This is a genomic window from Herbaspirillum sp. meg3 (genome assembly GCF_002257565.1).
Taxonomy (GTDB): domain Bacteria; phylum Pseudomonadota; class Gammaproteobacteria; order Burkholderiales; family Burkholderiaceae_D; genus Herbaspirillum.
The window spans coordinates 4,085,547-4,108,230 of sequence record NZ_CP022736.1 but is presented as its reverse complement, the minus strand read 5'-3'; the positions used below and the strand labels follow the sequence as shown (position 1 = coordinate 4,108,230).

Annotated in this window: 23 protein-coding genes; 14 read left to right on the top strand and 9 right to left on the bottom strand. The window is 57.7% G+C overall.

The window, feature by feature from the left end; all coding sequences use genetic code 11:
• Positions 1-236 precede the first annotated feature (236 nt).
• A complete protein-coding gene (locus tag hmeg3_RS18520; protein ID WP_094566440.1) occupies positions 237-2,159 on the top strand; it encodes a bifunctional diguanylate cyclase/phosphodiesterase in 1,923 nt (640 codons plus the stop codon).
• A gap of 12 nt (positions 2,160-2,171) precedes the next feature.
• Here the strand turns inward: hmeg3_RS18520 and hmeg3_RS18515 are convergent, their stop codons facing one another.
• Entirely contained in the window at positions 2,172-2,630 is a 459-nt protein-coding gene (locus tag hmeg3_RS18515) for a MaoC family dehydratase (RefSeq protein ID WP_094565030.1), read from the bottom strand.
• 91 nt (positions 2,631-2,721) lie between these two features.
• Between hmeg3_RS18515 and hmeg3_RS18510 the strand changes: the two genes are divergently transcribed.
• Together hmeg3_RS18510 and hmeg3_RS18505 are read left to right on the top strand one after the other, a co-directional pair.
• Positions 2,722-3,318 (top strand): helix-turn-helix domain-containing protein, encoded by a 597-nt coding sequence (locus hmeg3_RS18510; protein ID WP_094565029.1) that lies wholly within the window; start codon positions 2,722-2,724, stop codon positions 3,316-3,318.
• A 211-nt stretch (positions 3,319-3,529) separates the two neighbouring features.
• Entirely contained in the window at positions 3,530-5,071 is a 1,542-nt protein-coding gene (locus hmeg3_RS18505; RefSeq protein ID WP_232511719.1) for a cryptochrome/photolyase family protein, read from the top strand.
• A gap of 73 nt (positions 5,072-5,144) precedes the next feature.
• Here the strand turns inward: hmeg3_RS18505 and hmeg3_RS18500 are convergent, their stop codons facing one another.
• Positions 5,145-6,047 carry a LysR family transcriptional regulator gene (locus hmeg3_RS18500; protein ID WP_094565027.1) on the bottom strand — a complete coding sequence of 301 codons (903 nt, stop codon included), beginning with the start codon at positions 6,045-6,047 and terminating at the stop codon, positions 5,145-5,147.
• Positions 6,048-6,189: 142 nt separating this feature from the next.
• On the opposite strand from hmeg3_RS18500, the gene hmeg3_RS18495 reads away from it, so the two are divergent.
• From hmeg3_RS18495 to hmeg3_RS18485, 3 genes are all read left to right on the top strand, one after another.
• The gene (locus hmeg3_RS18495) at positions 6,190-6,945 is read left to right on the top strand and encodes an SDR family NAD(P)-dependent oxidoreductase (RefSeq protein ID WP_094565026.1); all 756 of its coding nucleotides are present in this window, start codon (positions 6,190-6,192) and stop codon (positions 6,943-6,945) included.
• 324 nt (positions 6,946-7,269) lie between these two features.
• Positions 7,270-7,704, top strand: coding sequence for a MarR family winged helix-turn-helix transcriptional regulator (locus hmeg3_RS18490; RefSeq protein ID WP_094565025.1), 435 nt, complete (start codon positions 7,270-7,272; stop codon positions 7,702-7,704).
• A gap of 139 nt (positions 7,705-7,843) precedes the next feature.
• Entirely contained in the window at positions 7,844-9,142 is a 1,299-nt protein-coding gene (locus tag hmeg3_RS18485) for an MFS transporter (protein ID WP_094565024.1), read from the top strand.
• Between the two features lie 79 nt (positions 9,143-9,221).
• Here the strand turns inward: hmeg3_RS18485 and hmeg3_RS18480 are convergent, their stop codons facing one another.
• The gene (locus tag hmeg3_RS18480) at positions 9,222-10,253 is read right to left on the bottom strand and encodes an alpha/beta hydrolase (RefSeq protein WP_094565023.1); all 1,032 of its coding nucleotides are present in this window, start codon (positions 10,251-10,253) and stop codon (positions 9,222-9,224) included.
• Between the two features lie 371 nt (positions 10,254-10,624).
• Positions 10,625-11,428 (bottom strand): 2,5-didehydrogluconate reductase DkgB, encoded by an 804-nt coding sequence (gene dkgB / locus hmeg3_RS18475; protein WP_094565022.1) that lies wholly within the window; start codon positions 11,426-11,428, stop codon positions 10,625-10,627.
• 343 nt (positions 11,429-11,771) lie between these two features.
• Here dkgB and hmeg3_RS18470 point away from each other — a divergent pair, with 343 nt between their 5' ends.
• The 8 genes from hmeg3_RS18470 (at position 11,772) to hmeg3_RS18435 (ending at position 17,974) form a co-directional block, all read left to right on the top strand.
• Entirely contained in the window at positions 11,772-12,425 is a 654-nt protein-coding gene (locus hmeg3_RS18470; protein WP_094565021.1) for a hydrolase, read from the top strand.
• Positions 12,426-12,528: 103 nt separating this feature from the next.
• Positions 12,529-14,388, top strand: coding sequence for an amidohydrolase (locus hmeg3_RS18465; protein ID WP_094565020.1), 1,860 nt, complete (start codon positions 12,529-12,531; stop codon positions 14,386-14,388).
• Between the two features lie 16 nt (positions 14,389-14,404).
• The gene (locus hmeg3_RS18460; protein WP_094565019.1) at positions 14,405-14,602 is read left to right on the top strand and encodes a DUF1427 family protein; all 198 of its coding nucleotides are present in this window, start codon (positions 14,405-14,407) and stop codon (positions 14,600-14,602) included.
• A complete protein-coding gene (locus hmeg3_RS18455; protein ID WP_094565018.1) occupies positions 14,599-14,766 on the top strand; it encodes a XapX domain-containing protein in 168 nt (55 codons plus the stop codon). The genes hmeg3_RS18460 and hmeg3_RS18455 overlap by 4 nt, the downstream gene beginning before the upstream one ends.
• Before the next feature lie 49 nt (positions 14,767-14,815).
• Entirely contained in the window at positions 14,816-15,286 is a 471-nt protein-coding gene (locus tag hmeg3_RS18450; RefSeq protein WP_094565017.1) for a DoxX family protein, read from the top strand.
• A 1-nt stretch (position 15,287) separates the two neighbouring features.
• On the top strand, positions 15,288-16,007 hold the full coding sequence (locus hmeg3_RS18445) for a YoaK family protein (protein ID WP_232511717.1): 720 nt from the start codon (positions 15,288-15,290) through the stop codon (positions 16,005-16,007).
• Positions 16,008-16,092: 85 nt separating this feature from the next.
• On the top strand, positions 16,093-17,016 hold the full coding sequence (locus hmeg3_RS18440; RefSeq protein ID WP_094565016.1) for a DedA family protein/thiosulfate sulfurtransferase GlpE: 924 nt from the start codon (positions 16,093-16,095) through the stop codon (positions 17,014-17,016).
• 31 nt (positions 17,017-17,047) lie between these two features.
• A complete protein-coding gene (locus hmeg3_RS18435) occupies positions 17,048-17,974 on the top strand; it encodes a LysR substrate-binding domain-containing protein (protein ID WP_094565015.1) in 927 nt (308 codons plus the stop codon).
• A gap of 69 nt (positions 17,975-18,043) precedes the next feature.
• On the opposite strand, the gene hmeg3_RS18430 is transcribed toward hmeg3_RS18435, so the two are convergent.
• From hmeg3_RS18430 to xseA, 5 genes are all read right to left on the bottom strand, one after another.
• Positions 18,044-18,658, bottom strand: a complete 615-nt coding sequence (locus hmeg3_RS18430; RefSeq protein ID WP_094565014.1) for an FMN-dependent NADH-azoreductase — start codon at positions 18,656-18,658, stop codon at positions 18,044-18,046.
• Between the two features lie 75 nt (positions 18,659-18,733).
• Positions 18,734-19,435, bottom strand: coding sequence for a pirin family protein (locus hmeg3_RS18425; protein ID WP_094565013.1), 702 nt, complete (start codon positions 19,433-19,435; stop codon positions 18,734-18,736).
• A 358-nt stretch (positions 19,436-19,793) separates the two neighbouring features.
• A complete protein-coding gene (locus hmeg3_RS18420; RefSeq protein ID WP_094565012.1) occupies positions 19,794-20,180 on the bottom strand; it encodes an OsmC family protein in 387 nt (128 codons plus the stop codon).
• A 125-nt stretch (positions 20,181-20,305) separates the two neighbouring features.
• A complete protein-coding gene (gene sodB, locus hmeg3_RS18415) occupies positions 20,306-20,884 on the bottom strand; it encodes a superoxide dismutase [Fe] (RefSeq protein WP_007876983.1) in 579 nt (192 codons plus the stop codon).
• Positions 20,885-21,073: 189 nt separating this feature from the next.
• Entirely contained in the window at positions 21,074-22,447 is a 1,374-nt protein-coding gene (xseA, locus tag hmeg3_RS18410; protein ID WP_094565011.1) for an exodeoxyribonuclease VII large subunit, read from the bottom strand.
• Positions 22,448-22,684: the final 237 nt, after the last annotated feature.

Below are 22,684 nucleotides of genomic sequence, written 5' to 3'. Positions count from 1 at the left end.
GCGCCTGCCAATAATGATCAAGTCTGACTCAGGGAAATACAGTTTCGCTGTAAACGGGAAGCAGGGAACGCTGCCGCATGTCATCGTCGCCCGCCGAACAATGCACCGTCGCCGCGTACCATCATTGGCGCGTCGGCCGTCAGGTTTGGCGTCGTGTGACCGAATGCCGGCCGCGCCTGGATCCCAATTGCCGCGATGCGGTTTCCGGGGTGGGTCTCTTCGCAGGGGTTCTTTTTATGCAAGTAGTCAGCCGACGTTATCGCTGGGCGATTTACGGTTTGCTGGTGGTCGTGATCGCCGCCGGCGTCGCGCTGTTTTTTGCCATGGCGCGCACGGCCAATGATATTCGTTCGTCCACCACGCCGCTGCTGGAAGAGAAAATCCCCACCCTGCGTCATCTCTCGGATTTTGAAAGCGCCTTGCTGCGCTATCAGCTGGCGCTGAATAAATACTACGTCGCCTCCATCGGCCGCGATCGTTTCGATCATATTGAGGCCGAGGCAGCCGAGCAAATGACTGCCAATTTCGACTTCGTGCGCCGCGACTTGCGGCAAGCCGCACAGATGGCCGATCTGCTCAGCAATTACAACGCGATTCTGGCCATGGGGCCGGCGCTGGAAAAGCTGATGGCGAACTCGTCCGCGACCGCGCGTGAACCCGCGCGGGCTTTGCTTTCTGATCTCAATGTCAAGACCAACAGCGTGCGCAGTTTGCTGGATCAGGCCAAACACGATGTCGAGCGCTCCATCTATCAGGTCGGCGATATGGCCAATACCGGTGTCGATCACATCTCCTGGCTGGTGCATGTGTACAGCGTTGGTATGCTGCTGGTGGCCTTGTTCCTGATGTATCACGTGTGGGCGCGCTTTCGTTCGGAGAATGCGCTCGCTTTCGCCGCAGCCCATGATCCGCTGACCGGCCTGGCGCACCGTGGCTCGTTCGAGCGCCGTCTCAAGACCATGGAAAACGAGCCGCATACGGTGGTGCTGGGCATGATCGACCGTTTTGAACGCGTCGTCGGTGGCCTCGGCCATGCGTTTGGCGATCGTCTGATGCAGGAAATGGCGAGCCGCATCAAGCGTGCGGCAGAGCGTCACGGCGGCGAAGTGTTTCGTCTCAACGGCGCCAATGTGGCGATCCTTTATAAGTCCAAGGGCGACCATCTGAATTTTCAGGAAGCCTTGTCGAGTCTGCAGGAATACATGCGTCAGCCGTTTGAGTTCGGCCAGCATGAGATTTTTTCCAGCATGAGCATGGGTGGCGCAGAGTACCCCCGCGACGGCGCCGAACATGCGCATCTGCTGCAGAATGCCGATGCCGCGCTGCAGGCAGCACGCGACGCCGGCGGCGATTGCTTTGTGCAGTATTCCAATGCACTCAATACGCGCGCGCAAGAACGTCTGGCGCTGGAGGCGCAACTGCGTCACGCCATCGAACGCAATGAGTTGGAATTGCACTTCCAGCCGCAGCAAGGATTGACCGACGACAAGCTGGTCGGCTTCGAAGCGCTGGTGCGCTGGCGTCGTAACGGTGAACTGATTTCGCCGGCCGACTTCATTCCGCTGGCCGAAGAGTCCGGCCTGATCGTGCCGATCGGCGACTGGGTGCTGGCCGAAGCCTGCCGCCAGGCCAAGATCTGGAGCCTGGAGACCCCGCGCAAGTTCGTCATTGCAGTCAACATCTCGCCGCGCCAGTTCCATCATCCATCGTTCCTGCGCCGCGTCACCGAGACCTTGAGCGAAAGCCAGATCGATCCGTCGTTTATCGAACTGGAAATCACCGAAGGCATCGTCATGCGCGATGTCGAACGTACCATCGAGCTGCTGGAAGATCTGCGCAAGCGTGGCCTGACCTTGGCGATTGACGACTTCGGTACGGGTTATTCCTCGCTGGCTTACCTCAAGCGCTTCTCCATCGACAAGCTCAAGATTGACCAATCCTTCATTCGCCATCTGCGCCCCAACAGCGAAGACGCCGCGATCGTGCAGGCGGTGATCAATCTCGGGCACCATCTGGGCCTGTCGGTCATCGCCGAAGGCGTCGAAACCGCCAACCAGCGCGAGTTGCTGCGCGCCTGGGGCTGCGACGAGATTCAAGGCTACTTCTACGGTCGCCCTTTGTCGGCCGACAAGGCGACGCAGTTCATCTTCGAAAATTAAACGATCGGCAGATCAAGCCTGCGGCCGGCGCGGCACCAGCAGGTTGCCGGTCATGATCAGCACCGGCTCGTTATTCTGATTGAAGGTGGTGACGCGGTGCTTGAGGAAGCCTTGTTGAGGTTTCGACTGTGAGAACTTCAACTCCAGCACTTCGACTTCAACCCGCAGGATGTCGCCCGGACGCGTAGGGCGTGGCCAGCGAAACTCTTCAAAACCCGCGCCAATGACGCCGCCCTTGATCGGCAGTGTCTTCACCAGCAGGCGCATGGTCAGTGCCGCCGTATGCCAGCCGCTGGCCGCCAGGCCGCCAAAAAAACTCTGTGCCGCAGCGGCTTCATCCATGTGGAAGGGCTGCGGGTCGTAGCTGGCGGCGAAGGTCTTGATGTCGTCGGCACTGAGCGTTTCGGTTGCGGCAACGGTAAATTTCTGGCCGGCGGTAAAATCCTCCAGATATAGCAATGTAGCGGACATGGCGGTCTCCCTTGACTTGTTCTATAATGTAAGTATCAAAATGATAGTAAGTTGTTCAATCGAATGATAATCAGCTTGATGGGACTTGTCTATGGAACGTAAAAGCTTTGGCAACATGCAATGCCCGGTCGCCCGTACGCTCGAACGCGTGGGTGAATGGTGGAGCATCCTGATCCTGCGCGATGCAATGCACGGGCTGACGCGTTTCGACCAGTTCCAGAAGAGCCTGGACATTGCGCCCAACATGCTGACGCGCCGTCTCAACTCGCTGGTCGAATCCGGCCTGCTGGAGCGTCGCCAGTACAGCGAGCGTCCGCCGCGCCATGAATATGTGCTGACCGATCTGGGACGTGATTTCCGTTCCATTCTGGTCGCGCTCAACAGCTGGGGCAACAAGCATTTTGCCCCTGAGGGCCCGAGCGTGCTGCTGGTCGATTCGACCTCGGGCGAAGTGGCTGACCCCATCATGGTCGACCGTAAGAGCGGTAAGCCGCTGAGTTCACCGGAATTCGTCTTTACTCCCGGCCCGCAAGCCAATGAAAGCATGATCCGTCGCATCAACTTTGCACGTGAACGTGCCGCTGCAGCCAACGACGGCGCTGACAGTTTTGCCGGGCAACCGATGGCGGACGAACCTGCCGCACCTGTCAGGACACCACGCAAGAAGGCTGCGAAGAAAAGCGCCTGAGCGAGTCACTGTTCTTTTTGTCCAGAAATGGCGCCCGTTGTCACGGCGCCATTTTTTTCGGCTCGCATTGTTAGCGTAAAAATGCAGGCGTTGAGAAGCAGGGAGTGATTTGACTACAATGCCATAAACGACCAGTTGGCCGAAAACTGTCCCCTGGTGCGGAGTCGCAGCAGGTAAAAAACACGACCTATTTGCACCAATGGAGCCTCGCGTGACAAGCCGTACTTGCACCTTGCGTCTGATCCTCGGCGACCAGCTCAACACTGAGCACTCGTGGTTTCAGATCGTAGATCCCCACGTCGTCTATGTACTCATGGAAGTGCGTCAGGAAACTGACTACGTACTGCATCACGCACAAAAAATTCTAGCTATCTTTGCTGCGATGCGTGACTTCGCGCGTCATCTGCGCGCGGCAGGTCACCGGGTACGATACGTGGCGCTTGACGATCAGAGCAACAGACAATCCATCACGGAAAATCTGGAGGCAATGATGCGACGCTACGATGCCGAGCGCCTGGAATGGCAGTTGCCAGACGAATGGCGACTGGATGCTCTGCTTCGTACATGGGCTGCGCAACAGCAATTTGCCACGACAGAAGTCGACAGTGAACATTTTCTGACATCTCGAAACGAAATGGCCCAGCTGTACGCAGGCCGCAAGCAATGGCTGATGGAGCATTTCTATCGCCACATGCGCCGCCGCTTTACGTTGCTTGTAGATGCGCAAGGCAAGCCGGAAGGCGGGCAATGGAACTTTGATCACGATAACCGCAAGCCTTGGCCGGGAACGCCGGCGGAGCCGGTAGATACTCGTCCGACCCATGACCATCAGGACCTGTGGGAGTGGTTGCAGCGCTGCGGTGTGAGCAGCTTTGGCGATCCGCAGGCAATGCAGATGCGCTGGCCCTTGAATCGCAAGGAGGCGCTGATGTGTCTGGAGACATTTATCAACACTACGCTTCCTCATTTTGGCGACTTTGAAGATGCCATGAGCAGCAAGAGCCAACGCCTGTTTCACTCGCTGCTGTCGTTTGCGCTGAACGTCAAAATGCTTCATCCGCTTGAAGTGGTGCGCAGCGCAGAACAAGCCTACCGCAACGGTACTGCGCCGTTGGCGGCAGTGGAGGGGTTTATCAGGCAGATTGTCGGTTGGCGGGAATATGTGCGCGGCATTTATTGGGCCCACATGCCAGGCTATGACGAGCGCAATACGCTCGGTCACGAGCTGCCCCTGCCAAGCTGGTTCTGGACTGGCGATACGACGATGCGCTGCATGCACCATGCCATCGGTCAGTCGTTGCAGACTGCACACGCCCATCACATTCAGCGCCTGATGGTGATCGGTAATTTTTCGCTGCTGGCCGGACTTGATCCGCAGGCGCTGCATCGCTGGTATTTAGGTGTGTATATAGACGCCTTCGAGTGGGTTGAGCTACCTAACACTCTGGGTATGAGCCAATGGGCGGATGGCGGTCTTATTGCGACCAAGCCCTATGTCAGTAGCGGTGCGTACATTCAACGCATGAGCGATTACTGCCAAGGCTGCCGATACGATCCGAAACAAAAACTCGGCGACGACGCGTGCCCGTTCAGCGCGTTGTACTGGGATTTTTTCGCGCGTCATGAACCGTTGCTGCGCAACAATACGCGTTTAGGCATGGTGTATAAGCAACTCCAAAAAATGCAAGGGGATCAGCTGGATGCGCTCCGTACCCGTGCTATGGATGTTCGGGCTCGTCTTGAGCAGCTTTAGCTGCGAGCCTTAGGTTATTAGGGGCATACGATCGGGGTGCCGTATTCGCCAGACGCTGGAAGCGTGGATCAATTTAAACCAGCGAAGTGCCGTTCAGGCCGGGAGTGTCCGCAAACACCTTCGTGATGAACTCAATGAAGACGCCGGCCCGCTGTGGCAGCAACCTGTCGGCCGAATACAAGACGTTCAGAGGGGAGGGGGCTGTAGCATGGTCGGTCAATAAGGCGCGCAGTTCGCCGGTACGGAGTTCCCTGGCGATCATCCACGAGGGAAGGTAGCCGACCCCCAAGCCCTGCAGTACGGCGCGGCGTATGCCGTCGAGGTTGTTGAGCCGCGTCCGGCCGCTGACAGGTACAGGCCCATTCTTGAACGGCCACGTGCCGCTGCCCCCGGCCAGCAAGGTGTAGATGATGCACTGATGGCGCAGCAGGTCTTCCGGTTGCCGCGGCAGGCCGTGTTTTTGCAGATAGGCATCGCTGGCTACGCAAATGCGCTCGGACGTGCCCACGCGCCGTGCGCGCAGAGCGCTGTCCTTGAGCGTACCTCCGCGGATGGCGATATCGACCCCTTCGGCTACCAGGTCTATGTATTCGTCCCCCAGGCGCAGGTCGACGTCCACGTGCGGATAGCGTTCGAGAAAACCCGGTAGCGCTGCGATGATCAGCTCGGAACCGACACTTTCCGGACACGCGACGCGCAGCAATCCATGGGGGTCTTGCTCTCCATGTGCATCAGACTCGGCTTGAGAAATGATATCAAGCGCATGGCGCGCCTGGGCGTAATAACGCTGGCCTTCGGGTGTGGCCACCATATGCCGCGTGGAGCGATGCAGCAGGCGCGTGCCAAGCGACTTTTCCAGCGATGCGATATGGCGGCTCACGTTTGGCTGACCGATTTGCATTTCTCTGGCGACCACCGAAAAACTACCGGTTTCGACCGCGCGTACGAAGCAGTGCATCCACAGCAATTTATCCATTTCGATCCCTTTCCACTCAATTTATGCAACTAAAGCATAAATGATATGGCTGCCGCTTGTCTTCTCTTTGGCACGGTGGGAGGCCACACTGGGTTACAGGCGTCACTAATCAAGTGCGCATTTCAACGATGAAGGAAAAATCATGGAATTAAAGCTTGCGAAAAAAGTAGCGGTTGTCACCGGCGGCAGCACTGGTATTGGTCTGGCTATTGCGAAGCGTTTTGTTAGCCAGGGTGCGATTGTGTATATCACCGGCCGCCGCCAAGCGGAACTTGATGCGGCCGTGAAGGCCGTCGGCGGTAGCGTGGAAAGCGCATCGGTGGACTCCTCAGACACCGTGCAACTGCAGGCGTTTTTTGATCGCGTCAAAGAACAGCACGGCAAGCTGGATATTCTTGTGGCCAACGCTGGCGGCGGCTCGTTCATGCCCTTCGGTCAGATTACTGAAGAGCATTTCGACGATACGTTCTCGCGTAATGTGAAAGGCACCTTGTTCACCGTACAAACCGCGTTGCCGTTGCTGGGCAGCGGTTCCTCCGTGATCCTGACGGGGTCGACCGCGGCAAGCGGCGGAACCGAAGCGTTCAGTGTCTATGCCGCCTCGAAAGCGGCAGTTCGCGCCTTTGCCCGCAACTGGATTCTTGACCTGAAAGGCCGCGGTATCCGTATCAATACCCTTAGCCCCGGCCCGATCAGGACGCCCGGGCTGGTCGAACTCGTCGGCACCGATCCTGCTCAGCAGCAAGGTTTCCTGGATCACCTGGCCTCGCTCATTCCGATGGGCCGTGTCGGCGAGCCGGACGAGATCGCCAAGGCAGCGGTCTTCCTTGCCTCTGATGACGCCAGCTTCGTCAATGGCATCGAACTGTTTGTCGACGGAGGTATCCGTCAGATTTAAGGGCAAAAACAACGCTGGGGATGGCTGTTCCCATCCCCAGAGGCGCTGCTGAAGGTCGTGATCAGAATGATGTTCAATCACCTTTGAAAAAGCAGCCGACGAGCATTATGGTCTGCTACCTCGCTCGCAACAGTCTTGCGCGGCAATTGCGGTATCCATAGCGCAAATTTCTCCAATTTACTTACGAAAAACCACATTCGTCGCGGCTGCTTGACAGGTCTTCATCTGTTCATTACTATGCATATACATTAATGCATATGCATCGATTTGTTCGGCAAGTTTTTAACGCGCTTGTTGAAAGGTCGATTCGGAAGGTAATTGAGCATGTTTAACCAATGTACTTGCACCCGTTTGCGCCGCCTCACTCGTCGCATCACGTCGATTTATGACCGGCATTTGTTGCCGGACGAACTGACCATCAGCCAGTACTCGTTGCTGAGCCGCGTGGGCAGGCATGGCTCCATCGCCAATATTCGCCTGGCTGCGGAGATGGGCATGGATCGCAGCACCTTGAGCCGCAACATCAAACCGCTGATGACCGCCGGGTGGATCGCCACCGTCGATATGCCGCCCGATGAACACGTCGACAAGCGCTCATTCGGCCTGACCTTGAGTACGGCAGGCAAGGCCAAGCTTGATGCTGCACGCCATAACTGGGTGGAGGCGCAGCTGGAAATCGACGGCTTGCTGGGCGAAGACATGCATGCGGCGCTGTCCGGCATGATCGACGATGCCTATGAACGATTGCAGGAAGCCTGATCCGGCAGTCTCCGCGAGAACGAACAAGCGATTGGCATCAAGCGAACACCAAACACCCATCGAGCACCATCATTGCCATCAGTACGTCTGGCACTGATGGTTTTTTATTCTTATTTTTATCCTTCTCTGATTGAGCGTCATGAATAAAGTCACGCAAGCCATCGCCACGCGCACCTCACATCGGTTCAGTTATGCCTGGGTCGTGGTCGCCGTCATCTTCCTCGTCCTGCTGACCTCGGCCGGGATCCGCGCCACGCCGTCGGTCATGATCCTGCCGCTGGAGCACGAGTTTGGTTGGAATCGTTCCACCATCTCGCTGGCGATATCCTTCAATATCGCCTTGTACGGGCTGATCGGTCCCTTCGCAGCGGCCGCGATGCAGCGCTTCGGTATTCGTCCGGTGGTGATGGGAGCGCTGGTGCTGCTGTCGGTCGGCACCGCTCTGAGTACGCTGATGCAAATGCCGTGGCACATGGTCATGACCTGGGGCCTGCTGGTCGGCTCGGGCACCGGTGTTGCCGCCAACACGCTGGGTGCGACGATTGTCAGCCGCTGGTTTGAAATGCGCCGCGGTCTGGCGATGGGTTTGCTTACTGCCAGCGCCGCGACCGGACAGATGGTGTTCTTGCCGCTGATGGCGTCGATGGTGGAGCACTACGGCTGGCGTTCGGTGGCCTTTTTGGTCGCCATCGTCGCTGCAGTCGCTGTGCCGTTGGTGGCGCTATTCCTGCCGGAACGTCCATCCGACGTCGGTCTGCGTCGCTATGGGCAGGCCGCTGATGCCCCGGCCGATGCAGAGGTGAAGCAACGCAATCCGCTGACGATCGCTTTCGATTCGCTGCGCCAGGCAATGAAGGTGCGCGACTTCTGGCTGCTGTTTTTCAGTTTCTTCGTCTGTGGCATGAGCACCAACGGTTACATCGGCACGCAATTCATCGCCATGTGCAACGACTACGGCATTTCAGAAGTCGGCGGCGCCAGCATCCTGGCGGCGATGGGTATGCTCGATCTGGTCGGCACCACCTTGTCGGGCTGGCTGTCGGATCGCTTCAATCCACGCGTGCTGCTGTTCTGGTACTACGGCCTGCGCGGCATCGCGCTGATCTTCCTGCCCTATGCTTTTGGTCTCGACTATTTCGGCCTGACCGTGTTCGCAATCTTCTACGGACTTGACTGGATCGCTACCGTACCGCCGACCGTGCGTCTGGCCAATGATGTGTTCGGTCGTCTGGCAGCACCTGTCGTCTTCGGCTGGATCGTCGCCGGTCATCAGCTTGGCGCCGCTGCCGCCACCACGATATCGGGCTTCATGCGTGCCAACCTTGGCGATTACACGGCGTCGTCGATACTGATGGGTGTGGCCTGTCTGATCGGTGCCGTCATGGTGTTGCGCATCAAGGGGGAGCAGCACGGAAAACCGGTAGCGGTTGCAGCTTAAAGTATCAGCTCTGATAAAAACCGCCCGTCTCCTGAAAAGGAGCGGGCGGTTTTTTATCGCCTCAAGGTGAGAGCAATGATTACTTCGCCAGTGCCTTGCGCAGGTTGGAAGTCGCCAGATCGATGGCGCTCTTCGCGGCTGGTGTATCGCCCAGTGCATTGAGCATCACAAAGTCATGGATGGTGCCGAGGTAGCGCACTTGTGTCACCGGTACGCCTGCCTTGGCCAGCTTGGCGGCGTAGGCTTCGCCTTCGTCGCGCAGCACATCGTTTTCGTCAGTGATGACCAGTGCCGGCGGCAGATCCTTCAGCTGTTCCAGTGTCGCGTTCAGCGGTGCGATATGCGGATCCTTGCGGTTGGCGCCGGCCGGCAGGTAGGCGTTCCAGAACCACTTCATTGCTTCCTTGGTCAGCCATGGGCCGTTGGCAAACTGATTGTACGAACCGTTTTCAAAATTGGTGTCAGTCACCGGGTAGAACAACACCTGATACTTGATCGCCGGACCCTTGCGTTCCTTCGCCAGCAGGCTCACGACGGCAGTCATGTTGCCGCCCACGCTGTCGCCGGCAATTGCCAGACGGCTCGCATCGACGTTGAATTCGGCAGCATGCTCGGCGACGTATTTGGTCGCGGCATAGTCCTGCTCGATGGCGATCGGATAACGTGCTTCCGGCGAGCGGTCGTAGTCGACAAACACTACGGCGACCTTGGCGCCGTCAACGATCTGGCGCACCAGGCGATCGTGGGTATTGACGTCGCCCATCACCCAGCCTGCGCCGTGGAAATACATCACTACCGGCAGTGTTTCCTTGTTGCCTTGCGGGCGCAGGATACGGATGCGTGTGCTGCCGGTCGGACCGACGGGGATCACACGGTCTTCGATATCGGCGGCTGGTTTTGCGACCTTGCCCGCCTGTGCGCCGGCCAGCAGGTTGCGGGCTTGTTCAGGCGTCAGTGTATAGATCGGAGGACCGCCGGCTGCGGACAGCACGTCGAGGAAGCCCTGGGTTTGTGGCTCTACCGAAGCGGCATTCGCGCTTTGTACGGTGAGGGCTGTGGAAGCGGCCAGTGCGACGGCGCTGAGAGTGAGAACTTGTTTGATCGATTTCATGATGTTTCCTTTCGGGGGGGGAGGTAATTTTTAAATCAAGCAATTAAATTGTGTACAATATATTTGGCGCTTCAGTATCTGAAATTCTTCAATGCGTAATGCATGCGCCTTCCTCTTCATTGGGGCCACTTTATCGTTGGCATCCGGTTTGTTTGGTCAGTGCATGAGTGGATATTAAATTGAGTAAAATTAAATTGCAAGCAATTTAAAATAAAAATACAGCACATGGCATTTTCCGGAAAGCGATGCGAGGCAAACGATAGCGCTGCAATAAGGACAACACCCCGCCAGCATCAGCCATACAGGCGGGGTGGCGTGCCGTTCTGTGGAGTTCTCTTCCCGCAAGACGGAAAGAGAACGCAGCATTCAGCTCAATCCCACTGCGGCGCAAAGTCAGGATTGGCGAGACGATCATTGCGATCGAGTCTGGAGATGGCATCCATCTCGGCATCCGTCAGGCGGATGTCTTTTGCCGCCAGATTACTTTCCAGATTAGCGCGCTTGGTCGAGGACGGGATGGTGGCAAAGCCTTGCTGCAGCGACCACGCCAGCGCGATTTGCGCCGGATTGGCCTGATGCACCTTGGCGATCTCAACCATCACCGGGTCGGTCATCACCTTGCCATAAGCCAGTGGCATATAAGCAGTCAGGTGAATACCCTGGCTGCGCGTGAAGTCCACCACCTTGCGGTTTTGCAGGAAAGGGTGGATCTCGATCTGCTGGGTCGCGATTTCCTTGGCGCCGACGGCATCGATAGCCTGCTTCAGATGCGCGATGGTGAAGTTCGACACGCCGATCAGCTTGGTCAGGCCTTGCGCCTTGGCTTCTGCCAGCGCTTCCATGTAGGTCGCGACGGCGATGCTGTCGTTCGGCGCGGGCCAGTGGATCAGTGCCAGGTCGACCTGATCCATCTGCAATTTGGAGAGGCTTTCCTTCAGGCTAGTGATGAGTTTGTCTTTGGACAAATTCTCGGTCCAGATCTTGGTAGTGACGAACAGCTCGTTGCGCGCCACCTTGGCGGCAGCGATGGCTTTGCCGACATCCGCTTCATTGCCGTAGATCTGGGCGGTATCGATATGGCGGTAACCGAGATCAAGGCCATTGGTGACGGAGTCGATGACTTGCTGGTCTTTCAGGCGGAAGGTGCCGAGGCCGAAAGCGGGGATGTTGTTCATGGTTTCCTTTATTGAAGTGAAGCGCAACCGCGGGCGGGCGCAATGGCGGAGATAGGGGGCGTGTTCTTGCAAGCCCCGTATGAACAGAAGTATGCGGCCGAAGCGGTGTTGCAAAAATAGGGTGGAAAGCAAAACTTTATTGCTTCAAGAGCAAAGATATCGACACTGAGTAGATTGAAATCTATTTTCGAATATTTCGATAATTGACCCTTAATCTTTCCGTTTTTCTTTCGTTTCCTGTTCGCCCATACTTCGCTCCATGGTGAACGACAAAGAGAAAGACGGACACCAAACGAAGCACTCACCCTTATCGAATTAATCGACCATACCTCAGGAGAACATCATGGCAATCGCAAAAGCACAACCAGGCAAAACACTGTTGAATCCAGCTAACCACACCCTGATCATGATTGACCATCAATCGCAAATGTCGTTTGCGACCCATTCGATCGATGCCGTCACTCTGCGTAACAACGTCGCTCTGGTCGCCAAGGCCGCCAAAGAATTCAAGGTATCGACAATTTTGACAACCGTTGCCGAGAAATCCTTCTCCGGCCCGATGTTCGACGAAATCAAATCGGTGTTCCCCAATGAAGAAGTGATCGACCGCACCAGCATGAACACTTGGGAAGACCCGCGCATCGCCGACCGCGTCAATGCCATCGGCAAGGACAAGATCGTGCTGGCCGGTCTGTGGACATCGGTATGCATCGTCGGTCCTGCGCTGTCGGCGCTGGATCAGGGCTTTGAAGTGTATGTCATCACCGACGCCAGCGGCGACGTGTCGAATGAAGCGCACCAACGTGCCGTTGAACGCATGATCCAGCTTGGCGCACGCCCAATGACATCGCTGCAATATCTGCTCGAACTGCAACGCGACTGGGCGCGTACCGAGACTTACAACGAAACTGTGGCAACCGCGATTGCCAACGGCGGCGCCTACGGTCTGGGCCTGATCTACGCAAAGACAATGTTCAATGCATCCGAAGGCCATTAATCCTTAGCCGAGCTTCAAGCGGGATCCTGACTCAATAGCGAGCAGGATCCCAACGTTGCAGAAATTCCCTGACAAAACATAACGACTACCTCCAGGAGTGAACATGAGCGCCGACCTGATTCTGCTGAACGGGAAATTCCACACCATCGACAAAGAACAACCGCTGGCAAGTGCCGTCGCGATCAAGGACGGCAAGTTCCTCGCTGTCGGCGATGCCGAAGCCGTCATGCGCCACCGCAACGGCAAGACCCAAGTGGTCGACCTCAATGGCCGCAGCGTCGTGCCGGGTCTGAACGATTCGCACATCCACCTGATTCGCGGCGGCCTGAACTACAACCTTGAACTGCGCTGGGAAGGCGTGCCCTCGCTGGCAGACGCACTGCGCATGTTGCGCGAACAGGCCTTGCGCACACCGCATCCACAATGGGTGCGCGTGGTCGGTGGCTGGACCGAATTCCAATTTGCTGAGCGCCGCATGCCGACGCTCGACGAAATCAACGCTGCCGCGCCCGACACCCCGGTTTTCATTCTGCATCTGTATGACCGCGCCTTGCTCAACCGCGCCGCCTTGCGCGCCGTCGGTTACACCAAGGACACGCCGAATCCACCGGGCGGTGAAATCCAGCGTGACGCCGCCGGCAATCCGACCGGCATGCTGATCGCTCGTCCGAACGCCATGATCTTGTACGCGACGCTGGCCAAAGGTCCGTCGCTGCCGCTGGACCAGCAAGTCAATTCCACCCGCCAGTTCATGCGTGAACTCAATCGTCTCGGCGTCACCAGCGCTATCGATGCCGGCGGCGGTTTTCAGAACTATCCGGAAGACTACGCCATCATCGACCAGCTGGCGCGCGATCAGCAGTTGACCGTCCGCATCGCCTACAACCTGTTCACGCAGAACAAGGGCAAGGAGCTGGGAGACTTCGAGCGCTGGACCGACATGATCAAGCCGGGGCAGGGCGATGATTTCTATCGCCACAACGGCGCCGGTGAAATGCTGGTGTTCTCCGCGGCTGACTTTGAAGACTTCCTCGAACCGCGTCCTGAACTGGCCGCCGGCATGGAAGACGAACTCGAAAAAGTGGTGCGCCATCTGGTGTCGAACCGCTGGCCGTTCCGCCTGCATGCGACCTACGACGAATCGATCAGTCGCATGCTTGATGTGTTCGAAAAAGTGAATCGCGACATCCCATTCAACGGTCTGCACTGGATGTTTGACCACGCCGAAACCATTTCGCCGCGCAATATCGAGCGCGTGCGTGAGCTTGGCGGCGGTCTGGCTATCCAGCATCGCATGGCCTTCCAGGGCGAATATTTCGTTGATCGTTACGGTAAGGAAGCCGCCAAGGCAACGCCACCGGTGGCGCGCATGCTCGACATGGGCGTGCCTGTCGGCGCAGGCACCGATGCCACTCGCGTTGCCAGCTACAACCCGTGGACTGCGCTGTACTGGCTGGTATCCGGTAAGACCGTCGGCGGCCTGCAACTGGCTGAAGCCGGCTTGCCGCGTGAAACGGCACTCGAACTGTGGACTGCAGGCAGCGCCTGGTTCTCCAACGAGCAAGGCAAGAAGGGCCGCATCAAGGATGGTCAACTGGCTGACCTCGTCGTGTTGTCCTCGGACTTTTTCAGCGTACCGGAAGAAGATATCAAAGCCATCGAATCCGTGATGACCGTGGTTGGCGGCAAGATCGTCTACGGTGCGGCTGAGTTCGACCCGCTGGCGCCGCCACCGATCCCGGTCTTGCCTGACTGGTCGCCGGTGAAGACCGTGCCGGGCCACTATCGCCCGGTAGCAAAGTCGGCCGCCGCGCAACAAAAACAATCCGCGATGCCGCATCAATGCGCGGGCGCTTGCAACGTACACGCCCACTCGCATGATGTCGCCCGCCGCTCGTCGGTGCCCGCTTCGAACTACTCAGGCTTCTGGGGCGCGCTCGGTTGCAGCTGCTTCGCTTTCTGATCTGGAGATTTTAAAAATGTCGTATTCCAAAGTGATCTGGGGACTGGTGCTCTCCTTTTTGGTCGGCTTCTGCTGTCACCTGGCGCAGATTCCCGTACCGTCGCCGCCGGTTCTCAGCGGTGCGTTGCTGGTGTTCACGATGAGCAGCGGTTACTGGCTGGTGGATCGTTATCTGGCCTCGCGTGTTGCCAAGGGCGCAGAGGTGAAAGCATGAGCGCGCTCTTTACCGGCGCCGTGCTGGGTGCCTTGATCGGTGCGGTCTGCCGCTGGTTCGGTTTGCCATCGCCGACGCCGCCTACACCAGTCGGCGCCTCGCTGGTGGTGGCAATGACGCTGGGCTATGTGGTCGCCGGGTTTGTCCTGGTTGGTCATCTGTAATTTTCAAATTCAATTTCTGATCTTTGATTTCCAACTGAGGAGAATCATCATGCAAACTTATCAAACTGCACCAACCACACAGTCAGGGCAAACCGTAAAACAAACATGGCTGCCGCGCCTGCTGTGGGCGCCGGCACAAGATCTCGGCCTGCTGTTCCTGCGCCTCTCCGGCGCCTTGCTGTTGCTGTATGTACATGGTCTGCCAAAGATCATCAACTTTGCCGGCGAGCTGCAGCATATCGACGATCCACTGCACGTTGGCCGTGCCTTCACGCTCGGTTTTGCGATCTTCGCTGAAGTCCTGTGTCCGGTGCTGATCGTGCCTGGCATCCTGACACGTCTGGCCAGCGCTGCCGTGCTGGTTTTGCTGAGTGTGTCGATGTTCCTGGTGCATGCCGACTGGAGCATCGCAGAAGGTCAGTTCGGCTGGCTGCTGATGATCGTCTTCGGCAGCATTGCACTGATGGGTGCCGGTGGTTTTTCTATCGATGCTGCATTGAGCCAAAAAGCCGAGGACTGAGATGAATTCGATCAGCAATATTCCTCGTGCGACTTGTCAGGGCGCCGCCATGAGCTTCCTGGCAGGCTATGTGGATACGGTGGGTTTTGTTGCCTTGTTCGGACTGTTCACGGCGCACGTTACCGGTAACTTCGTGCTGATCGGCAGTGAGCTGGCGAATCCTTCGCATGGCGTGCTGATCAAGTTTCTGGCGTTTCCCGCCTTCATCGGATCGGTGATCCTGACACGCATGACGGTGATCTGGCTGGAGCGCAGTGGCAAGCCGGCCTTGCCTTATGTCCTGGCGCTGCAACTGCTTTTTTTGCTGGTGTTCATGAGTCTGGGGCAGAGCATGGCACCGGTCGGCGTGGCGGATGCGAGATCCACGACGGCCTTGCTGGCAGGCATGTTTGGCGCGGCGGCGATGGGTGTGCAGAACGCCGCAGCGCGCTTGATTTTGCCGCAATCGGCGCCAACTACGGTCATGACCGGCAACGTCACGCAACTGGTGATCGACGTCGTGGATATCGTGCGGGGCGCGGCAGATCAGAGCGTGCGCCAGCGCTGCGTCAAGTTCTTCTGGCCCATCGTCGCCTTTGGCGTGGGCGCAATCGGCGGCGCGTTCGCTTATCGCTATGCCTTGTTTCTGGCCTTGCTGCTGCCTGCGGCGATCCTGGTGGCAATGATCTGGGCGGAATATCCGGGACGAAAGTCGGGAGCGCTAGCGTCTTCAACCCTATAATGAGCGCCTGGGCTGAATTCGGGCATCAAAAATAGAGATCTGCAGGTCATACTGCAGATCGACTGACAAGGGTAGCGGTGCGGCGATGACTTATTTGTATCACCTGATTGAACAGTACGGTCTGATCATCGTATTTCTGAATGTGCTGACAGAACAACTCGGCGCACCTATCCCTGCTTATCCGACGCTGGTCATCACCGGTGCACTGGCTTATCGAGGCCAGTATCCGGTTGTGCTGTTGCTGCTGGTGGCAGTGGTGGCGGCACTGATTGCCGACTATGTCTGGTATCTCGCCGGCCGGCGTTATGGTCGCCGCATCATGTCGACCCTGTGCCGCATTTCCCTCTCTCCCGATTCTTGCGTGCGCCAGACCGAATCCATCTATTCGCGCTGGGGCGCACGTTCGCTGCTGCTGGCGAAGTTCATCCCCGGTTTTGCCTCGATTGCCAGCGCGCTTGCGGGCACGGTCGGCACCTCGCGCGGCAAGTTCATTTTGTATGACGGTATCGGCGCGGCCTTGTGGGCCGGCGTGGCGATTTTTCTTGGCGCCTTGTTCAACACCGCGATTGACGATGTGCTCAATGTGCTGGCCGAGCTGGGTCAGTACGGCATGATTCTGGTGGCGGTCGGATTCGCCGTGTTCGTCGCCAGCAAGTGGTGGCAGCGCCGTCGTTTCCGCAGATCGCTGGAGATGGCGCGTATCTCCGTGGGTGAATTGGATGGCTTGCTCAAGAGCGGTGTGCGGCCGACTATCGTTGACGTGCGTTCGCCGGCATCGCAACAAACCGGACGTATTCCTGGCGCGCTGACGATTTCCAATCAGGAGATCCAGACCTTTGCTTTCGATGCGCCGATGGAGGATGAAGTCATCGTCTACTGCGCCTGTCCCAATGAAGCCTCGGCTGCGCTGGTCGCCAAAGCACTCATGCGGCGCGGCTACAAGCGCGTGCGGCCATTGACCGGCGGTATCGATGCCTGGGTCGCTGCCGGTTATTCCATCGAAGCCTAAGCAGCCTCCATTTCTCTTTTCGTCAATTCTTATGTTCAGAATCAGCCTCGACGCCTTGTTGATCCTTGATGCCATCGACCGGCGCGGTTCGTTTTCCGCAGCGGGTCTGGAGTTGCATCGCGTGCCGTCGACGATTTCCTACACCGTGTCGAAGCTGGAGCAAGACCTCGGTGTGCAGGTGTTCGAGCGGCAAGGGCCCAAGGTGGTGCTCACGCGCGCGGGGGAAGAATTGCTGAAAGAAGGGCGCTATCTGCTCAAGGCGGCCGAAGATCTGGAACATCGCGTGCGCCGCGTGGCCTCGGGCTGGGAAACCGAATTCACCATCGGTCTCGATTCACTGTATTCGGCGGCATCGCTGGAACCCGACATCGTCGCCTTCTATCAGGTCGCCGACCGCACGCGCCTGCGCATTGCGCGCGAGTCGCTGGCCGGTACCTGGGAAGCCTTGCTTGATCGCCGCGTCGATCTGTTGATTGCGGCACCGGGCGAAGGCCCCGCAGGCGGCGGTTATGTGGCAGAGCAAATCGGGTCGGTGAAGTTCGTCTTCGTGGTGGCGCCGCATCATCCGCTGGCAAAAATGAACAAGGTGTTGAGCAAGGCCGACCTGCATCCGTATCGCGCCATCAGCGTGGCTGATTCGGCGCGCAAGATGCCGCCGCGCACGGTTGGTTTGCTGTTCGGTCAGGACACTTTGACCGTGCCGGACATGCGCAGCAAATATGCTTTGCAACTGGCGGGTGTAGGTTTTGGATTCTTGCCGGAGCCGTGCGTGCAAAAGTCGATTGCATCCGGCGCACTGATCGTGAAAGAAGTCGAAGAGCCGCGCGCGGAAGAAACCTTCTCGCTGGCCTGGCGTGTCGGTGAAGATGGTGCGGCCTTGAGCTGGTGGCTCAAGCGCATGCGCGAAACCGATGTCCTCAAGCGCATGCTGTCGCAGATTGCAGACGGCGGTTTGTAGTCGTTTTTGAACAGGCGTAAAAAAGCGCGACCGCTTGTGGCTGTCGCGCTTTTTTATTGGAGCGACAGCTTATGCCGCAACCAGAGTGCCGATGGTTTCGCGGGTTTGTGCGATGGCCTTTTCAACAGCCGCTTCGCCCATGCCCAGGCCCTCGCTGTGCACGAAGGTGATGTCGGTCATGCCGATGAAGCCCAGCACGCCGCGCAGATAGGTTTCATGGAAGTCCATGACCTTGGCCGGACCTTCGCTGTAGACGCCGCCGCGCGAAGTGAAGACATAAACCTTCTTGCCTTGAATCAGGCCGACCGGACCGGTTTCGGTGTACTTGAATGTCACGCCGGCACGCGCCACATGGTCGATCCAGGTCTTCAGTGTCGAGGTGATCGAGAAGTTGTACATCGGGGCGCCGATGACGATGATGTCGGCAGCGTTGACTTCCGCAATCAGTTCTTCCGAGACTTTCACCAAAGCTTGTTGCTCAGCGCTGCGTTTGTCGGCAGGTGTGAAGAACGCGCCCAGCTTTTGCTCGTCCAGATGAGGAATCGGGTTGGCCGCGACATCGCGTTCGACCACAACGCTGCCTGGTTGGGATGCCTGCAACTTGGCGACGAATTCGCCGGCGACCTGACGCGAGATGGAACCGGTGGTGCGAGCGCTGCTGTTGATGAAGAGAATGTTTGCCATGATTTTTCCTTGTGTTCGTGATTGTGAGGTTGTTGCCTGCACCGCCGCTGTAGTGGCGGTGCAGGGAGTGTGGGTTTAGTAAGGCAGATCGAAGAGCAGGAATTCAGCCGCTTCCGCCTTCTCGAACGTGATCAGGCTTTCTGCGCTGATCTTGATTGCATCGCCGCCGGACAATTGCTTGCCGTTGACGGTCAGCTGACCACGGATCAGGTGCACATAACCCAGGCGTTTGGCGGCCAGTGTGTGCTCCAGTTTGGCGTCGCCGTTCAGGATCGAGGCAAAGATCGATGCGTCCTGATGGATCAGCACCGAGTTGTCACGGCCGTCAGACGACGCGATCAGACGCAGCTGCCCTTGCTTTTGCTCCGGAGTGAAATTTTTCTCTTCGTAGCTTGGCGGAATGCCTTTCACATTCGGCTGGATCCAGATCTGCAGGAAATGCACCGGTTCCGTCTTCGAGTGGTTGAACTCGCTGTGACGCACGCCGTTACCGGCGCTCATGCGTTGGACGTCGCCATAGTGCAGGACCGAACCTGTACCCATGCTGTCCTTGTGTTCCAGCGCGCCATCGAGGACGTAGGAGATGATTTCCATGTCGCTGTGACCGTGCGTGCCGAAGCCCATGCCTGGTGTCACGCGGTCTTCATTGATGACTTGCAGCGGACCGAAGCCGACATGTTCCGGATCGTAGTAATGGCCGAATGAAAATGTATGGTGCGAATTCAACCAACCGTGATCGGCGACACCGCGTTCGTTGCTTTTGCGAATTTGAAGCATGATTTTCTCCGTCGGTTAGTGCAGACAGGGCGGTCGGCGAGGTGTTTTTGATCTCGCTGAACTGCTTGTTGTTTGCAGGATTAAGTGGACAGAACGGAGTATGCGCGGGGCAAAAAGAAAAGAAAAACGGAAAGATTTGTGAGCTATCATCGAATAATTCGATGATTAACTTAAGTATTTGATAAATATGGTTTTATTTTAATTTTTAGGTGCTTATTTGGGATTTTTTGAGGCGATTTTTGTGGCTATATTCGATAAAAATCGAAAATCTCAACCTCCAAGCCCTGCAAGCGTTGTCGTGAGGATGCCGACGGACATGGGGTGGGGAGCTGGCCGCTGATCTGGCCGGCCATGGGAATCAGGGAAATGCCGTGCGGATCGGTGTGCCTTCGCGCAGGGTTTTGGTCACCGGCGTCTTTTCGCAGATCTCGCCGAGGCGAGTGAGCTGTTCCGGTGTCAGGGCATTGCCGAAGGTGATGGTGCGTTCGATATTTTCGAGTCCGCAATCGTCGCGCGAGAAACGGGCATCGACGTGGATGCTGCCGAGATCCCAGCCTTTGCGATCGGCGTACATGCGCAGGGTCAGCGAGGTGCAGGCGGCCAGTGCGGCCAGCAACAGTTCATACGGTGCAGGGCCGGTATCGGTGCCCTTGTTGTCCAGCGGTTCGTCGGCAGTCAGTTGGTGGGTGCGCGCGCGGATTTTTTGCGCGTAGCCGGCGTCATTGTGCAGATGTACGGTTGCCATGATGCGAGTCCTGTTTCTCTATGGGGATGGGGCGATTGTTGCATATTCCGTTTTCAGATTTTCACCGGGCGTAAAAAAAGCCTGCACGCAGGCAGGCTTTTTCCAAGAGCAAAAACCGGATTTGCTTATGCGAAATTCTTCGCTGCGAAATCCCAGTTGACGATGCCCCAGAATGCTTCTGCATACTTCGCGCGTGCATTGCGATAGTCGATGTAGTAAGCGTGTTCCCAGACGTCGATCGTCAGCAGAGCCTTGCTGTCGGTGGTCAGCGGTGTGCCGGCGCCGGTGGTGTTGACGATGTCCAGAGTGCCGTCGGCTTTCTTGACCAGCCATGTCCAGCCCGAACCGAAGTTTGCCAGGCCTTGCTTGGTGAATTCAGCCTTGAATGCGTCGAAAGTACCCCACTTGGCGTTGATGGCGTCAGCCAGTGCACCGCTTGGAGCGCCGGCGCCCTTTGGGGTCAGGCCGTTCCAGTAGAAAGTGTGGTTCCAGATTTGTGCTGCGTTGTTGAACACGCCGCCGGACGACTTCTTGATGATGTCTTCGAGGGACAGGTTTTCGAATTCAGTACCAGGGATCAGGTTGTTCAAATTGGTCACATAGGTCTGGTGATGCTTGCCATAGTGATATTCGAGCGTTTCCTTGGAGATGGTAGGTGCCAGTGCGTCGAGTTCGTAAGGCAATGCCGGTAGGGTATGCGCCATGGTGAATCCTTTCGGGTTTGTTGATTAAAACAAGGTTTTTATTCTGAGTCTGTGATTCTAAAGCGGATAGCGATTCTTTGCACTCTCCACAGTCCGCCTGAACAGGTATCGACTGTCGGTATTTAATGTAGGAAATGCTCACGTCAGCCCACATCGGGGTTACAAAACGTGATGATTCTCAATCAGGCTTCAATCAAGCGTCGGCTGCACACTGGCGATGCCGACTTCGGCGCTGCCTTCGGCCAATCGCAACGTCACATTGCTGCGGGGCTGCAGATCCGATGGCGCGCGCAATACCTTGCCTTTGCTGTCGGTGACGATGGCGTAACCGCGCTCCAGCGTGCGCTGCGGATTGAGCAATTCAAGCTGGGCATTCTGCGCCGCCAGCAACTGGCGTCTGTGCTGGTTGAGCTGGGCGACGGCGTTGCCGATGCGACGCTGGCGGTCGCTCAGCAAGAGACGTGCAGCGCGCGTGTCGGGCAGGCGGTTTTGCAGACGCATCTGCAAATGCTGGAGCTGGTAGCGCGCTTTGGTGACCGGCGTGCGCGTGGCGTGTTCCAGTCTGGCCTGCAGCGCGTTGAGCTTGACGCGTTCGTGGTTGATGTAGGCGGTGGGGCTGACCAGACGGCGCGACATCCAGTCGACGGTCTGGCTGCGTTCGGTCAGTTGGCGCTTGAAGGCGCGTGTCAGGTCGAGCGCGTGGCTGTGTAATTCTGCGAGCCACTCGGCGCGCGGCGTGGCGCATAACTCAGCGGCGGCGGTCGGCGTCGGTGCGCGCAGGTCGGCAGCGAAATCGGCAATGGTGAAATCGGTCTCGTGGCCCACGCCGGAAATCACCGGCATCGGCGAGTCGACAATGGCGCGCGCAACGGCTTCATCGTTGAAGGCCCACAAGTCCTCCATGCTGCCGCCGCCGCGACCGACCAGCAGCACATCGCATTCGTCGCGCTGCGCAGCGGTACGGATGGCGCGCGCAATGTTGGCGCCGGCACCTTCGCCTTGCACCGGTGTGGGATACAAAATCACGCGCACATGTGGGGCACGGCGGTGCAATGCGGTCAGGATGTCGTGCAGCGCTGCCGCCTGCGGGCTGGTGACGATACCGATGCAGCGCGGGAAGGTCGGAAGAGGACGCTTGCGGTCGGGATCGAAGAGGCCTTCGTGCTCCAGCTTTTCTTTCAGACGCAGGAAGGCTTCATAAAGATTGCCGACACCGGCGCGGCGGATTGCTTCAACGTTGAGCTGGTAGTCGCCGCGCGGCGCATAGAGCGTGACCAGCGTGCGTACTTCGACTTTGTCGCCTTCACGCGGTGAAAAACCGGCGTGCTGGGCGCGGCCCTTGAACATCACGGCACGCACCTGGGCGGCATCATCTTTCAGCGTGAAATACCAATGGCCCGATGCCGCGCGGGTAAAATTGGATATTTCGCCGGATACCCAGACCAGCGGGAACGTCCGTTCCAGCACGCGCGCGACCGCCTGATTGAGCGCCGAGACGGCGAGCACCGGCGGACCGGAAGGCGGAGTAGAGGGCGAAGCGCTCGAAAAATCGTCAAAAGTCATGGTGCCGGCGTGGAATCGGGTAGTCTTGCGGTCGTGTTGCAGATGCTATGCATTGTTTCTGCTCAGTTTTAAAAAACGCTTTGAAATCAAGGGGCTTAACATCTTGCCACGCGCTTGTTCACAAAGTTATGCACAGAAAATGTGGGTAAAGTGCACAGGCTTGCAAAGCGCGATTCTAAAGCTGTTTGCGCGCGGTGTCCGGCAAAATGCATCTTGACCTTGCCGGGCCGGGGGCAA